This window comes from Paenibacillus yanchengensis (genome assembly GCF_042684845.1).
Taxonomy (GTDB): domain Bacteria; phylum Bacillota; class Bacilli; order Paenibacillales; family Paenibacillaceae; genus Pristimantibacillus; species Pristimantibacillus yanchengensis.
Genome location: NZ_JBHUMH010000045.1, coordinates 1 through 15,267, shown reverse-complemented (window position 1 = coordinate 15,267; position 15,267 = coordinate 1). Strand labels below are relative to the sequence as shown.

Genomic DNA, 15,267 nt, shown 5'->3' with positions numbered 1-15,267 from the left:
CTACTTCAATATTATCACTATCTAAGAATTCATTTACTTCTTTATTGAGTCTTTCGTTATCCGTATCACTTCCAAATATTTTAATTTTCATACTTTTTTAAATTACGAATCAACTGTATGAAAAGTTTCTTATATTTCATTATAGGGTCTTTTAATGGAATAAAGGTTTAAAACTGATCCCTATCCTACAAAAAAAGGTAAAACAGGATCGGCATTGGCACGATCCGGTTTTACCCAATGTTCTCTATTCTAGAAACATGGATTCACCAACAACTTATGTTGGTTAACCAATGCTTCCTTCCATCTCAAATTTAATCAATCGATTCATCTCTACCGCATATTCCATCGGTAGTTCTTTGGTGAATGGCTCGATAAAGCCCATAACGATCATTTGTGTAGCTTCATCTTCGTCAAGCCCACGGCTCATCAGATAGAATAGCTGGTCTTCAGATACGTTAGATACAGTAGCTTCATGCTCCAATGTAATGTTATCGTTGAAGATTTCATTATACGGAATTGTATCTGAAGTAGATTCGTTATCCAAAATCAAAGTATCACACTTAACGTTTGATTTGGCTCCATCAGAGTTTCTACCGAAGTTAGCAAGTCCACGATAGGTAACTTTACCACCATGTTTACTAATCGATTTAGCAATAATCGTAGAACTCGTATCTGGTGCTAGATGTGTCATTTTAGCGCCAGAATCCTGGTGCTGTCCTTTACCTGCAACAGCTATGGACAATACCATCCCTTTTGCGCCACGACCACGTAGAATAACAGCTGGGTATTTCATCGTCAATTTAGATCCGATGTTACCATCTACCCAATCCATTGTAGCATTCTCGTCAGCGACAGCTCGTTTTGTAACCAAATTATAAATATTTGGAGCCCAGTTTTGAATCGTTGTATAGCGAACACTTGAATCTTTCTTACAAATGATCTCAACTACAGCACTATGCAAGGAGTTGGTACTATAGACAGGAGCTGTACAGCCCTCTACATAATGTACCGAGCTACCTTCGTCAGCAATGATAAGCGTACGCTCAAATTGTCCCATATTTTCGGAGTTAATTCGGAAATATGCTTGCAATGGCACTTCACATTTCACGCCTTTAGGCACATAGATGAAACTACCGCCGGACCATACGGCACTATTTAGCGCTGCAAACTTATTATCTTCTGGAGGAATTATCGTTCCGAAATATTCTCGTAGCAACTCTGGATATTCTCTTAGTGCTGTATCCGTATCAGTGAATATAACACCTTGTTTCTCCAAGTCTTCTTGCATGCTATGATAAACAACTTCAGACTCATATTGTGCTGATACACCAGCTAGAAACTTTTGTTCCGCTTCAGGAATTCCAAGTTTATCAAATGTTTCTTTAATTTCTTGTGGAACTTCTTCCCACGTTTTACCTTGCTTTTCGGATGGCTTTACATAATATTGAATATCATCGAAATTCAAATCATCCATATCTCCGCCCCAAGTTGGCATCGGCATTTTTCGGAATTGAGCCAATGACTTCAATCGAAAATCAAGCATCCACTCTGGCTCGTCTTTCATTTTGGAAATAGTTCGTACAATTTCTTCCGTTAACCCTTTTCCTGATTGGAAAATAGACTTGTGTTCATCACGGAAACCATATTTGTATTCTTCCATTTCCGGCATTGTTTTTGCCATCGTAATCACGCTCCTATTTCATTTAATGTTGCATTCTAACGCTGTTTATTGATCTATTCCTTTACGGAGTGCATTCCACGCTAACGTAGCACACTTAATTCTTGCAGGAAATTTATTCACACCGGACAAAGCTTCAATATCTTCATTTTCTTCAAACTCAACATCTTCACCTTGCATGAGAGAAGAAAAACGATTCGCCATGTCGATGGCTTGTGAATATGATTTTCCTTTGACTGCTTCTGTCATCATAGAAGCTGAACTTAAACTGATGGAACAGCCTTCCCCAGTAAACTTCGCATCTACGACTATATCTTCCTCAAGCTGGAGCTGCAACGAAATTCGGTCGCCACAAGTCGGGTTGTGCAACTGTATCGTGACGGCTTCACTTTGCAACTCACCGCGATTACGTGGATTTTTATAATGATCCATTATGACTCTACGGTATAAATCATCTAATTGCATGACCGAAGAACTCCTTTGTTTGAATTAACCCATCTACTAAACGATCTACTTCTGCTTCTGTATTGTACAAGTAAAAACTAGCTCTCGCTGTTGATGATACGTCAAAATATCGCATCAATGGCTGACAGCAATGATGTCCAGCTCTTACAGCAATCCCATACGTATCAAGTACAGTTGCTACATCATGTGGATGAACTTCATCCAAGTTAAATGTAACAAGTGCAGACCTGTTTTTCGTTGGGCCATAAATCGTTAGTCCATCTATTTCTGATAATCGCTCATAAGCGTAATTTCCAAGCTGTGTTACATACTTGTTGATCTCTTCCATTCCGATACTTTCTAGAAAATCGATAGCTGCCCCCAAACCAATGGCTTCGGCAATTATAGGTGTACCTGCTTCAAAGCGGTAAGGCGCTTCATTCCATGTTGCATCATGTAGATCAACAAATTCAATCATATCTCCGCCAAACTCAACAGGTTCCATATGAGCAAGTAATGCTTGTTTACCATAAAGAACTCCTATACCAGTAGGACCGCACATTTTATGCCCAGCAAGTACAAAGAAATCTACATCTAGCTGCACAACATCAACTTTATGATGCGGAGCACTTTGCGCTCCATCAACTACGATAACTGCACCATGTTCATGTGCTAACTGCACTAGCTCCTTAATCGGATTAACATTTCCTAGTACATTGGACATATGCGATACAGTGACAATCTTCGTTTTGCTTGACATAGTTGCGGCAGCGTCTTCTAGCGTAAATGTTCCATCTGGCTGCAACGGAATGAACTTCAATATCGCTCCAGTAGCTTTCGCTACTTGTTGCCAAGGAATCAAATTCGCATGATGTTCAGCTGCTGTCAGAACAATCTCGTCACCTGGTTGACAGTTGGCTCGTGCGTAACTTGAAGCAACTAAATTAATAGCTGCTGTTGCTCCGCGAGTAAAGACAATTTCTCTAATATCTTTTGCATTTAAAAATGTGGCAACCTTTGCTCTCGCACCTTCATAAGCATCTGTCGCTCGAGAACCGAGTGTGTGCACACCACGGTGTACATTAGCATGACTATGTTCATAGTAATCCCGCATCGCATCAATGACAGAACGCGGCTTCTGAGAAGATGCCGCGCTATCCAGATAAACAAGCTCATGACCATTCACTTGTTGATGCAATATAGGGAACTGCTCCCGAATTGCATGGATATTCATGTTTACAGCTTCCTTTCAAGAAGGGCAACTAATTGATTACGAACAGCTTCTATAGCTATACTATCCACTTCTGGTGCCAAGAAACCATTGATAATTAATCGTTCTGCTTCTTGTCTCGTTATTCCTCTTGACATCAAGTAGTACACTTGCTCTGGATTCACTTGACCAGCACTAGCCGCATGACCTGCCGTAACATCGTCTTCGTCAATTAACAAGATAGGATTGGCATCACCACGCGCTTTCGGGCTTAGCATCAATACACGTTCCGTTTGCTCACCGTTAGCTTTCGTAGCACCATGCTCAATTTTTGTAATTCCGTTAATAATCGCTTGTGAGGAATCTTTCATTACCGCACGAACAATCATATTAGAATCCGAATGTTTACCGAAATGTACTGCATGAGTAGTAATACTCATTTTTTGATTTCCTTGACCAATAGTAATAACTTTGGAATCGGAGCTAGATCCGCGACCTTTCATGATCGACTTCGTCTCAGATAGCGTGTTGCCATCATTCAAATCGCCAATCAACCATTCTACACGTGCATCATCTTCGATAATAGCACGACGGTGACTCAAATCGACTCCTTGATCCGCCATAGAACGAATCGATGCAAACTGGACTAATGATCCTGGTTTTGCATATACTTCAACGATTGATGGATGTACGAATGGTGTTCCTTTCAGACTATCATCTGACAATACAACATCAACATACGTTACTTTACTGTGCGCTTCTGCAACTATAACTATATGTGGAGCAAAGGTTGCCTCAGCATTATCATTATATAGAATCGCCTGCAATGGAATGTCCACTTCAACGTTGCGAGGAACATATACGAATACTCCTCCGTTCCACAACGCCGCTTGCAAAGCGGTAAATTTGCTTTCGTCTTTAGCTACTGCTTGGAACAAGTATGGTTTTACAAGATCGCCATGCTCTTTCACAGCTGTTTCTAAATCAGTGAAGATTACACCTTTAGCAGCCAAGTCTTCTGACAGTTTATGATATACTGCTGCCGAATTACGCTGAATAACAATATTTTGTTCATCAGCCATTTTTTTCACTTTTTCAGGCAACGCATCTATAGAATTAATTTGGTCTTGTGCGCTGTAGCTACCAAAGTTAGATAAATCCCAACGCTCAATATTCATTTTCTCTGGCTTAGGCCAAGCAAGTGTGTCTACCAAGTCTGCTGCATCGCCACGCAGTTCAACTAGCCAATCTGGTTCTCCCTTGCTGCGTGCCAGTGTCTCCGCTGATTGGCGGTTCATCGGAGAGAATAGTTGTGTACTCATTTAAAAAAACCTCCTTCTCCGAATTAATTCTGACCTACAGTCTCGTCAACAATACCAAGCTCATCCTTAATCCAATCATATCCATCTTTTTCAAGTCGATGAGCAAGCTCTGGACCACCAGATTTTACAATACGCCCTTGCATCATGACGTGGACAAAGTCAGGAGTAATATAGTCAAGTAGACGCTGATAGTGAGTAATAATCAAAAAGCCACGATCATCCGAACGCATCTCATTTACTGCACCAGCAACAATTCTAAGTGCATCTATATCAAGACCGGAATCCACTTCATCCAATATTGCAATCTTTGGATCAAGCAATTTCATTTGCAATATTTCATTACGTTTTTTCTCGCCGCCAGAAAATCCTTCATTCAAATAACGATGTGCGAACTCAGGGTTCATCTCTAATGTTTTCATTTCTTTTTCCATTTGACGGATAAATTTAATTAGTGAGATTTCGCTTCCTTCTTCGCGACGTGCATTAATTGCACTACGTAGAAAGTCGGAGTTTGTCACACCAGAAATTTCACTTGGATATTGCATTGCCAAAAACATTCCTGCACGTGCACGCTCGTCAACACCCATCTCTAGTACGTTTTCACCATTCAGTGAAGCTGTACCTTCTGTTACTTCATATTTTGGATGCCCCATAAGAGCAGAAGCTAGTGTACTCTTTCCCGTTCCGTTCGGCCCCATGATCGCGTGGATTTCGCCACCTTTAATCTCTAGGTTAATGCCTTTCAATATCTCTTTTCCTTCGATTTGAGCTTTAAGCCCATCGATGACAAATTGTGTTGCCATAATATACTGATCCCTCCATGGTTGGTTAATATTCATTGAGCAGGGTGATTCTCATTTGATTCTCAATAATCATTCTAATATAGTTTTAACTATTTATCAATGGAATAGCCCATAAATGCATGAATTAGTACTATTTTGGTGATATTTATCACTGCGGTTGTTCTTTTTGTCATTTTGGTGAAGTTATACTATTCCAAGAACATACCATTTCCATTATACTATAGCAGGATGATAATAAAGTAACCGGCAAGCGAGTTTATTTATAGATAACTTTTCGCCAAGATCGGATAACAAGGAGGATTTTTGCTCGTGTCACAGAAGCAACAACAACCACTACAATCCCTTATTTGGAAACAAGAAGCACTCGATTTATTAGATCAAAGATTACTCCCGGAAGATATCGTTTATCTGACACTCACTACGGCAACGGAAGTGTGGGATGCGATTAGCAGTTTAGCAGTCCGAGGTGCTCCAGCGATAGGTATAGCTGCTGCATACGGTGTCGTTCTCGGCAGTACAGAACAAATAGAAGAACAAGCTTGGTTCAACAAAATTATAGATACTGCTAATTATTTGGCAACCTCTCGCCCTACTGCTGTTAATTTATTTTGGGCATTGGATAGAATGAAGGCTTGCGCTGTGCGTATAATGGAACAGAAGCTTTCTCTCATTGAAGCAAAACAATTATTAGAACAAGAAGCGATTCTGATCCACCAAGAAGATGAAGCAACCAACCGAGCGATTGGTGAGCATGCACTGACGTTATTTGAAAACGACATGGGTGTTTTAACGCACTGTAATGCAGGCGCGCTTGCTACTTCTAAGTATGGTACAGCACTTGCTCCGATGTATTTGGCTTTAGAAGAAGGTATCCACCTTCGCATCTATGCAGATGAAACTCGTCCCGTATTACAAGGCGCTAGACTAACTGCCTTTGAATTGCAACAAGCAGGTGCTGATGTAACACTCATTTGTGACAATATGGCAGGAATGATTATGGCCAAAGGTTTGGTAGATGCCGTCATTGTCGGAACAGATAGAGTCGCTGCCAATGGTGATGTCGCCAATAAAATCGGTACGTATAGTGTAGCCGTATTAGCTAAAGCTCATAACATTCCCTTTTACGTTGCTTGTCCACTATCTACCATTGATTTGGACACTCCAACTGGAGATAAAATTCCAATTGAGCTACGAAACGATAATGAAGTGACAGAAGGATTCGGCAAACGTACTGCCCCACAAGGAATAAAAGTCTACAATCCCGCATTTGATATTACACCAAATGAATATGTAACGGCTATAATTACTGAAAAAGGTATTATTCGTGCACCTTACGAACAAAATTTGCGGCAACTATTTGAATAAAAACTAAGGTGATGTCACATATTTAAACCGCTACAAAAGAAATAGTGACATCACCAATCATTATTATTTATAACATTCGTTTTAAAGCTTCTGCTCCTTTCATACCCGCAAAAATCCCTAGTTGTTCTGCCTTGATCGTCACTGATTCCAGCGGTGCTTCAAGTAGTTGTTCCAAGTTACGAACACCAACAGCACGACCAGCTATAATTTCTCGTTCACGTAACTTTTCATTTAAAAGTAGTACATCTAGCGCTCCACACATAATATAACCTTTGTCTGTTGAAATCGTTAATAAAGTCGTTTTAGGGAGTTTTACTTCCACACCTATAACTGTTTCTCCGTTATCCAATTTTATAGGTACCACTTGCACCATCGGTTAAGTCGACCTCCTTAGCATTAACGCTATTTATTAAGTTTCTTGCTTACTTTTAACATATGCGCTAACGTGTATAACCGATTGGACATCTGTTCTTATTACGATACATTTTACCTATACATCCCCACTTTCAAATGATTACCACGAATACGAATGACAGGAGGCAGACAGATGAAACAACAACCAGAAGCTCAAAATACAACTTCCTTTATTTTTAAACTAGAAGTCATGCTGAGCGATACTCATCATACAACTGCTTTGGAACAATTAATAAAAAAACTAAATGAAGCCAATTTTGCTGATTACCGAATTGAATCGGGCATTCAGTTAGGAGTATTAATGGAACAAACAAAACAGCTTAACCCAGATATCGTACCTGTACCGATAACCTCGCTGGAGGAGAAAATAGTACCCAATGGTAACTATTCTGAAATAACAGAGCCTTCCAATATTTTCACAAAAGTAAATCGCTACATGAATGACAATACATTAATTCGTTTAGTGCTTAATAAAGGACTGGGCATAAAAAAAAGCATTCCTTGTAGAGTGCTGCGGATGGATGAAGAACTGCAATTAATAACGGTTTATCATGTAGATGAAAAACAAGTGTACACCTTTCACTTGTATGAAATAGAAGATATTATTGCCTAGTTTTTTACATGGATAATTAAATAAATAAACAAAGCAAGCCAGGAAGTTACTGCTCCCCCTAGCTTGCTTCTTTGTTGTCCGTATCCCTATCATCAAAACGCCTAATTGACGTATCTAATTAAATTTTTGTTTTCCAGCTGAAATAGCTACCATACACCAACCGATGATCATCGCTACTCCACCGATTGGCGTAATCATTCCCAGTTTAGAAAATGAAGTTAGAGACAAAATATAAAGGCTTCCACTAAATATAATCGTACCAGCTAAGATGAAGTGTGCGCCGTTAATAAATGATTTATTATTGGCTACTATTTTGGAAAGCAAACCGATCAGCATTAATCCTAACGAACTATACATGTGATAACGAACTCCAGTTTCAAAAACTTGTATATAATGTTCTGTTATTTTACCTTCCAATCCATGTGCTCCGAATGCACCTAAAGCAATCGCTAATGTAGCACTAAATGCACCAATCGTAAAATAATTAATTTTCATTCGTTTTCTTTCCTCTCGTTTAAGTATATAATGGGGCAAGATTATTTCTATTATGATTGTAAGGAGTGGATTTGTCACGATGGACAACCAACAACAGGATCAAGATGTTCAAAATCAACGACCATATCATGAACAAACAGGTTATACTACGTTTGCTCCCTATTCGGAAATGAATGCACAGCTTACGCACAGTAAGCTAGGTATTGCTTCTTTTGTCATTGCTATCGTCGCAGTAATTACAATGGCGATTACTTTCGCAATGGGATACACTACTGTGATGCAATTAGCTACTAATCCGGAAACGTTAGAACAATTAATGTCTTTGGCTAACGATCCTACTGCACTCGAAAACAATGTTGCTTTGCAAGAAGTTCTTGGCACATCTCTCATTCTTATTGTTGTAGCAACGATCCTTTTATTTGCTGGACTTATTATGGCATTTGTAGGTTTGATTTTAGGTATTATTGGGCTAACCGCAAAGTACAAAAAGAAAGTTTTCGCAATTATTGGTGTCGTACTGAATAGTATTGTTTTGGTAGGTGCCTTTGCTTTGTTTGTCATTAGTTTCTTTACCGTTTAACCACTTATTAAACTTTGTGGAACACACCGATCATATCCGCTGGACTAATTGGTTAGCCAAAATGTCTGGCGGATTACTTTTTATTTTAAAATCAATGTTGTTGTACTGTATCCTTCTTTTAATTTCGTCACTTCGATACATACTGGAAATGCTTGTTTAACTTCCGCAACGTGGGAGATTACACCAATCATTCGACCTGCTTTTTGCAAATCCACCAGCACTGTTAACGCTTTTTGCAACGCTTCTTCATCCAATGAGCCAAATCCTTCGTCAATAAACATCATCTCTATCGTAATACCGCCTTGATTCGCTTGAATGACATCCGTCATGCCTAACGCTAAACAAAGGGAAGCATTGAATTTTTCTCCACCCGACAAAGAGCGCACATCACGCTGTCCTCCCGTATAAGCATCATAAACATCCAAACCTAATCCACTTTGCTTTCCTCTCGTTTCAAGCCGATCACTGCGCTGCAACAAAAATTGACCACCCGACATATATTTCAATCGTTCATTTGCTGCAAACAGAATCTGCTCTAAGTATTCAATTAAAATATAACGTTCAAATGAAATTTTTAACCGATTATCGCCTTTAAGCATTGCATATACATCAGCGATTTCGGACAATTTTTCTTCCGTATCTTTTGTTGCATTTATTGTAACTCCCAAGCCGTTAACGATCCGATTCGATTCTTTTTCATAAATAAGTGCTTGATGCTCTTTCGCTAACACCTCATCGTATCGCTGCTGCAACTGAACAACATATTGTTTCATTTCGGAAAGATCAATTTTGGCTGTTCCTTGCAATTCTGCTTCCAAGACAGCTAGCTGCTCACGCAATGTAGCCAGCAAAGACTCATATTGCTCGATCTCCGCCTTCCACCGCCCCATCTCTAGCTCAGCAGCCTTTGCTTGCTCGTATTGCTGTAGTGAGGCAAATGCAGCCTTCTCCAGCTGCTCCAACAAACGTGCTTGCATCGTTTCTAACGATCGATTTGCTTCATCCAAACGATTGCGCATTTGCTCTACATTCGTTTTTTCCTCTACAAGCTTTGTCACCGTTTGCTGTTTCAGCTGCTCGGCTTCCTTCCATTGTCGTTGCAACTGCTCTACAGTAGCCGATTGTTCTTTGACCCGCTCTTCTAACTGTACCAATGATTGAAGCTCCGCTGGAATGCGTGCTAGCTCTTGGTTCAAAATCGTTTCCAGAGACACTCGTTCTAATTGAATTTTCTGTAACTGCTCTTGACCAGCATCACGATTCTTTTGTATCTGTACCGCCATACTTTCTAATTTCTCTTCTTCTTGCACAATTACTTCGCGTTGTTTCAATATTCGTTCTAATTGCTCTCGTTGCTCTACGATAAGCTTCCAAAAAGTGCGCAAAAATTGGCGATTTTGATCTAGCAATTTCCCATTATGCTGTTCATCAATCGCACCCCAAAATTGTTCTGACAATACGATTGTCGTAGATTCATCCAGTTGCGAGTTGATTCTTTGCCAGACCGTTTCCGTATTATAACTCCTACCATTCCCCACTGCTACCAGTTGAGTTTGTACTAGTGGTTGCATCATCAGTTGATATTGCTCTTTTAAACTCATTAATTCTTCATATTGCTGACTATACAGTTGCTCCGATGAAGCTAGCTTTGCTCGCTCCGCTTCTACTTGACGCTCCAACGTCAGCCACGTTTGCTGGGCTGCTTGTAATTCAGCTTGCGTCGGTAATGCCTCCATACTAATCGCTTTGTGAGGATGATCAATACTCCCGCATACCGGGCACGGATTATCGTCATGGAGTTGAGCTGCTAATAGGCCCGCTTGTCCACTTATCCATCGATGCTCTATTTGCTCAAAATGAGATTGTGCGCTGTGCAATTGCTGTAAGGATCGTTGCTCCGCTTGATGTGTAGCATCTATCGTTGTCGTCACTTCGACTAGTCGGCTAAATTGTTTGCCCAACTGCTCTACGATAGACTGTAATTGCATTAACGCACTTTGCGTTGTTGTTGCTTGATCAGCAGCTAGCCGTTCTTGTCGCAGTCGCTCTTTTTCCCGTCGTATTTGTCCGTCTTGCTGTACTAACGTCGCTAACCTGTTTTCTTTATCTGTCGCTTCCGTCTGCAAACGATGTAACGATTTTTTTTGAGCAGTTAACGTCTTTACGATAGGTAAAAATTCCTCTAATAATTCCAGCTGTTTTTCCGCTTGTTTACGTTCAGGTTCTGCTTCTAATAATTTATTATACGTTTGTCCCGCTTCGAACGCCGCTCGTTCCGCTACCTCTACCCGTTGCTCATAACTGCTGAGCTGCTGTGCCGTCTTTTCTTTCGTTGCCTGTTGTTGCAGCCAGTGCTGTTCATAAGGAACGATTCGCTGGGCTTTATTAGCTAATTCCAACTTCTGCTTTAATAATTGATGGTGTTCTTGCTGCTCCTCCAGTAGACGGCGTTGCTCCTGCTTCGCTACCCATTGATCGTATTTCGCATTAAACATTTCTGCTTGCTGCAAACGGATTTGCTCCGCCTGTAATTGACTAGACACTTGCTGTTTGCTGCTCTCAGCTGTTAACTTCTGTTGTTGGTAAAATACAACCTCCGCTTGTAATGCCTGCAATATAAGTTGCTCGTTCCATACGTCTTCAGTAAGCAAAGAATGAAATGACTGTCCTTCACGCTCCGGAAGTGTCTCTTTCGCTTGTTCCATCCACACTGTAAGTTGATTTCGCTGTTCTTTTAATTGCTGCTGTACCGCTCGATTCCGTTCATAAAAAGAAAGTTCCAATCGTTCATACAGTTGCGTTTGAAACAATTTTCGCAATATTTCTTCTTTATTGTCTGTATCTGATGTTAGTAGTTTACGAAACTCTCCTTGTGGTAACATAACAATTTGATTGAATTGTTCCCTAGTCAATCCAATAATGTCATATAACTTAGCATTGACTTCTGTTGCCATAAATCGATCCACAGCAGGTACGTACTGTTCTTTTTCTTCCTCCCACAGATACAATTCTTGCTTATCTCCGGTTTCGCTTTTATTACCAGCTTTGCGGTGCTTCATTTGCCTAATCACTTGATATTGTTTGCGCCCAACAACAAACTCCAATTCTACAGCAGTATACGTGTCCTCATCGGCAAACTGGCTGCGCAACAAACGGATATCACTGCGATCCTCCCCACTAGCTTGACCATAAAGCGCAAAACAGATAGCATCAAAAATAGTCGTTTTCCCTGCACCTGTAGCACCGGATATAACAAACAATGGTGATTGATTCATTGCAGCAAAATCAATGATCTCCCGATCACGATAAGGTCCGAAGGCGATCATCGATAGTTTAAGCGGTCTCATCGTTCACCCTCCTTTTGCAACAAGGCATGATAAGTATCCGCAAATAGTTGACGCTTGGAATCTGATAGTTTAATTTCATTTACTTCCTCATAAAAAGCAGCAAATAATGAAACGGGATCTACATTTTTTCGCCATACCCGTTGTTCATCTTGTCGCTCTTGTCCATCCGCATCCATCTCTCTAGCCGATAAAATACGTCGTTCCACATGAAGCGTATTCGGAAATACTTGTCTTGCTTTCTCCATAGGAAATAAGATCGGGCTATCGCTTAACAAGGTCACATACATGTAATCGTCACTACGCGGTTGCTCTTGTAATTGCTCTAACGTTACTGTAATAGCTCGCATATCCCGCATAGGGGTCAACTCCCGTTTCTCCACCTGACACTCACCAGCAGCGTCCATTTCGACAATATAATATCCTTTTTGATGATGCTGCTCCGATATCGAATACTTCAATGGAGAGCCAGCATAACGGATGTGTGGCTGACTAACATAGTGAGCTTGATGTAAATGCCCTAATGCCACATAATGAAACGGTTGAAAATGGTCTGCATTCACATATTCCGCTCCACCAAGTGTTAACGGTCGTTCTGCATCACTCGTATTCGGCTCCGCTCGACCAGATGGTGTAACGAACGAATGATTGACTAATATATGCCTAGCATCTTGATGCAGCTTTGGCTTCATCTGCTCGATCATCACCCGCATCGCATCATCATAAGACACAATCGAATCATCGCTATACAGCGTGCGTACAAATGCAGGATCAGCAAACGGTACAGGATGAATATGAACTTCCCCATATGCATCTTGGATAATAATAGGTACTATTTTTTGCTGTAACTGTCCTATTAAATATAAACCACGCTGTTGCATCAGCTTGCTCCCGAATTGTAGACGATCCGGACTATCGTGATTACCGCTAATCGCTATAACCGGAATCTGCAACGACAAGATGACATGCTCTAGCCATTCATTCAGCAATTCAATTGCTTCCACCGGCGGAACAGCCCTATCATATATATCACCAGCAATAATAACGACATCGGGACGCTCTTCCTCAATCTCCTGTGCTAACTGCCACAATATGTATCGCTGATCTTCCGTCATATGCACACCTTGTACTAATTTACCTAGATGCCAATCAGCCGTATGAAAAAATTTCATCGCTTTCCTCTCCCTCAGTTGGCTTCACCAGCCGATAACTATTACTTTAAGTGTACCAAATGACATGCGAACTCGACTAGTACATTCCTGTAGCGGTAGATTGTAGTTCATAATAGCGGATTGGTTGAATATAGTAGTGCTATGGAAACATCGTTACTTAACAAGGGGGAGTGAACAATGCCATCCTCGGATAAACCACTGTTTATCGTTTCAAAGGAAGACTGGTCGCTACACCGCAAAGGTCATCAAGATCAAGCACGTCACCAGCAAAAAGTTCGCGATGCAATCAAACAAAATTTACCTGATTTAGTTTCGGAAGAAAATATTATTATGTCGGATGGGCAACAAATAATTAAAGTTCCTATTCGGAGCTTGGATGAATATCGGTTTATATATAATTACAACAAAAGTAAACATGTCGGTCAAGGAGATGGAGATAGTCAAGTAGGTGACTTATTAGGCATAGATCCAAATAGTAAAAAAGCAGGGAAAGGCGAAGGGGCAGGTGACATGCCCGGAGAAGATATAATGGAAGCAGAAATTTCCCTTGCTGATTTGGAATCGATGCTATTCGCTGAATTAGAGCTGCCTTTTTTGGAACAGAAAGATAAACAAGACATTGAACAAGATGATATTCGCTTTAACGATATACGTAAAAAAGGAATTATGTCTAATATCGATAAAAAAAGAACGATTCTCGAAAACATGCGGCGTAACGCAAGAGCCGGAAACCCCGGCATCCATCGTATATCACCAAATGATTTACGTTTCAAAACGTGGGAAGACACGATTAAACCGCAATCAAACGCCGTCATCATTGCGATGATGGACACTTCAGGTTCTATGGGATCACACGAAAAATTTGTCGCTCGCAGCTTTTTTTTCTGGATGACTCGTTTTTTACGCCAGCAATATGAAAAAGTAGAAATAGTGTTTATTGCTCATCATACGGAAGCAAAAGTAGTGTCGGAGCACGACTTTTTCAATCGGGGAGAAAGCGGAGGTACTATCTGCTCATCAGCCTATATAAAAGCATTAGAAGTGATCGACAATAACTATCCTAGTTCTAGTTACAATATTTATCCGTTCCACTTTTCGGACGGCGATAATTTAACGAGCGATAATGATCGCTGCGTCAAACTCATTCATGAACTACTCAAACGCTCGAATATGTTTGGCTATGGCGAAGTAAATCAATATAATCGCAACAGCACACTAATGTCAGCTTACAAAAACATACGACACGATCGATTCCTGCATTACATTATTCGTGAAAAAAATGAAGTCTACAATGCGCTAACTAGCTTTTTCTCCAAACGAACACCTGCTAATAGTTAATTGAAACGATAAAAGTGAACTCAACTAAACTAAACTAAACTAAAGAAACGTAAAGCAAAGAAAGGTAAGGTAAGAAAGAGCTGTCCAGAAACATCAGTTAAAAACTGACCACTGGCAGCTTTTTTGGTAATCTTATATTTGACTACGCTTTTATCTAGAAGCACATCATACTTTATACGAAAAAACGTACAAACGTTCGTGTAAAGGGGCAAGTTATGTAGATTTGTATGAAAAAACATATAAACGACCATGTGAAGGGACTAGTAACGTACGGTTTTATACGAAAAAACGTACAAAGGGCCTGTGAAGGGGCTAGTAACGTAAGGTTTCATACGAAAAAACGTACAAAGGGCTTGTGAAGGGGTCAAGTCCTTTTTTATGTGTAAATTCCCTTTAGATATGATCTGCCGGACTTATGACTTGGGTTCGGCTTTCTTCTTCTCTTTTTTCCACGTCCAATATAGGTCCATATCGATGTATCTCCTCTGT

13 protein-coding genes are annotated in these 15,267 nt (G+C 40.4%); 4 read left to right on the top strand and 9 right to left on the bottom strand.

What is annotated here, in order from left to right:
* Positions 1 to 283: 283 nt before the first annotated feature.
* The 5 genes from sufB to sufC are packed head-to-tail and all read right to left on the bottom strand — an operon-like array spanning position 284 to position 5,457.
* A complete protein-coding gene (gene sufB / locus ACFSTH_RS12120; RefSeq protein WP_377773969.1) occupies positions 284 to 1,681 on the bottom strand; it encodes a Fe-S cluster assembly protein SufB in 1,398 nt (465 codons plus the stop codon).
* A gap of 45 nt (positions 1,682 to 1,726) precedes the next feature.
* A complete protein-coding gene (gene sufU / locus ACFSTH_RS12115) occupies positions 1,727 to 2,143 on the bottom strand; it encodes a Fe-S cluster assembly sulfur transfer protein SufU (protein WP_377773967.1) in 417 nt (138 codons plus the stop codon).
* The gene (locus ACFSTH_RS12110; protein ID WP_377773965.1) at positions 2,130 to 3,356 is read right to left on the bottom strand and encodes a cysteine desulfurase; all 1,227 of its coding nucleotides are present in this window, start codon (positions 3,354 to 3,356) and stop codon (positions 2,130 to 2,132) included. Before ACFSTH_RS12110 ends, sufU begins: the two co-directional genes overlap by 14 nt.
* Before the next feature lie 2 nt (positions 3,357 to 3,358).
* Positions 3,359 to 4,654 (bottom strand): Fe-S cluster assembly protein SufD, encoded by a 1,296-nt coding sequence (gene sufD / locus ACFSTH_RS12105; protein ID WP_377773963.1) that lies wholly within the window; start codon positions 4,652 to 4,654, stop codon positions 3,359 to 3,361.
* Positions 4,655 to 4,677: 23 nt separating this feature from the next.
* A complete protein-coding gene (gene sufC, locus ACFSTH_RS12100) occupies positions 4,678 to 5,457 on the bottom strand; it encodes a Fe-S cluster assembly ATPase SufC (protein WP_377773961.1) in 780 nt (259 codons plus the stop codon).
* A 309-nt stretch (positions 5,458 to 5,766) separates the two neighbouring features.
* On the opposite strand from sufC, the gene mtnA reads away from it, so the two are divergent.
* Positions 5,767 to 6,822 carry an S-methyl-5-thioribose-1-phosphate isomerase gene (gene mtnA, locus ACFSTH_RS12095; RefSeq protein ID WP_377773959.1) on the top strand — a complete coding sequence of 352 codons (1,056 nt, stop codon included), beginning with the start codon at positions 5,767 to 5,769 and terminating at the stop codon, positions 6,820 to 6,822.
* A 67-nt stretch (positions 6,823 to 6,889) separates the two neighbouring features.
* On the opposite strand, the gene ACFSTH_RS12090 is transcribed toward mtnA, so the two are convergent.
* On the bottom strand, positions 6,890 to 7,195 hold the full coding sequence (locus tag ACFSTH_RS12090) for a YunC family protein (RefSeq protein WP_377773957.1): 306 nt from the start codon (positions 7,193 to 7,195) through the stop codon (positions 6,890 to 6,892).
* 174 nt (positions 7,196 to 7,369) lie between these two features.
* Here ACFSTH_RS12090 and ACFSTH_RS12085 point away from each other — a divergent pair, with 174 nt between their 5' ends.
* Entirely contained in the window at positions 7,370 to 7,849 is a 480-nt protein-coding gene (locus tag ACFSTH_RS12085; RefSeq protein ID WP_377773955.1) for a hypothetical protein, read from the top strand.
* 114 nt (positions 7,850 to 7,963) lie between these two features.
* Here ACFSTH_RS12085 and ACFSTH_RS12080 read toward each other — a convergent pair whose 3' ends face one another.
* A complete protein-coding gene (locus ACFSTH_RS12080) occupies positions 7,964 to 8,344 on the bottom strand; it encodes a DUF423 domain-containing protein (RefSeq protein WP_377773953.1) in 381 nt (126 codons plus the stop codon).
* A 79-nt stretch (positions 8,345 to 8,423) separates the two neighbouring features.
* On the opposite strand from ACFSTH_RS12080, the gene ACFSTH_RS12075 reads away from it, so the two are divergent.
* Positions 8,424 to 8,924: a hypothetical protein gene (locus tag ACFSTH_RS12075; RefSeq protein ID WP_377773951.1), complete on the top strand. Its 501-nt coding sequence runs from the start codon at positions 8,424 to 8,426 to the stop codon at positions 8,922 to 8,924.
* Between the two features lie 80 nt (positions 8,925 to 9,004).
* On the opposite strand, the gene ACFSTH_RS12070 is transcribed toward ACFSTH_RS12075, so the two are convergent.
* A complete protein-coding gene (locus tag ACFSTH_RS12070; protein ID WP_377773949.1) occupies positions 9,005 to 12,271 on the bottom strand; it encodes an AAA family ATPase in 3,267 nt (1,088 codons plus the stop codon).
* Positions 12,268 to 13,440, bottom strand: a complete 1,173-nt coding sequence (locus ACFSTH_RS12065) for an exonuclease SbcCD subunit D (RefSeq protein ID WP_377773947.1) — start codon at positions 13,438 to 13,440, stop codon at positions 12,268 to 12,270. The genes ACFSTH_RS12070 and ACFSTH_RS12065 overlap by 4 nt, the downstream gene beginning before the upstream one ends.
* 177 nt (positions 13,441 to 13,617) lie before the next feature.
* Here ACFSTH_RS12065 and yhbH point away from each other — a divergent pair, with 177 nt between their 5' ends.
* Complete coding sequence (gene yhbH / locus ACFSTH_RS12060) at positions 13,618 to 14,778, top strand: sporulation protein YhbH (RefSeq protein WP_377773945.1); 1,161 nt, start codon at positions 13,618 to 13,620, stop codon at positions 14,776 to 14,778.
* The last annotated feature ends 489 nt before the right edge of the window (positions 14,779 to 15,267 follow it).

Coding starts and splice junctions, on each gene's coding strand:
- sufB (WP_377773969.1), bottom strand. CDS start 1,681: ATGGCAAAAACAATGCCGGAAATGGAAGAATACAAATATGGTTTCCGT.
- sufU (WP_377773967.1), bottom strand. CDS start 2,143: ATGCAATTAGATGATTTATACCGTAGAGTCATAATGGATCATTATAAA.
- ACFSTH_RS12110 (WP_377773965.1), bottom strand. CDS start 3,356: ATGAATATCCATGCAATTCGGGAGCAGTTCCCTATATTGCATCAACAA.
- sufD (WP_377773963.1), bottom strand. CDS start 4,654: ATGAGTACACAACTATTCTCTCCGATGAACCGCCAATCAGCGGAGACA.
- sufC (WP_377773961.1), bottom strand. CDS start 5,457: ATGGCAACACAATTTGTCATCGATGGGCTTAAAGCTCAAATCGAAGGA.
- ACFSTH_RS12090 (WP_377773957.1), bottom strand. CDS start 7,195: ATGGTGCAAGTGGTACCTATAAAATTGGATAACGGAGAAACAGTTATA.
- ACFSTH_RS12085 (WP_377773955.1), top strand. CDS start 7,370: ATGAAACAACAACCAGAAGCTCAAAATACAACTTCCTTTATTTTTAAA.
- ACFSTH_RS12080 (WP_377773953.1), bottom strand. CDS start 8,344: ATGAAAATTAATTATTTTACGATTGGTGCATTTAGTGCTACATTAGCG.
- ACFSTH_RS12075 (WP_377773951.1), top strand. CDS start 8,424: ATGGACAACCAACAACAGGATCAAGATGTTCAAAATCAACGACCATAT.
- ACFSTH_RS12070 (WP_377773949.1), bottom strand. CDS start 12,271: ATGAGACCGCTTAAACTATCGATGATCGCCTTCGGACCTTATCGTGAT.
- ACFSTH_RS12065 (WP_377773947.1), bottom strand. CDS start 13,440: ATGAAATTTTTTCATACGGCTGATTGGCATCTAGGTAAATTAGTACAA.
- yhbH (WP_377773945.1), top strand. CDS start 13,618: ATGCCATCCTCGGATAAACCACTGTTTATCGTTTCAAAGGAAGACTGG.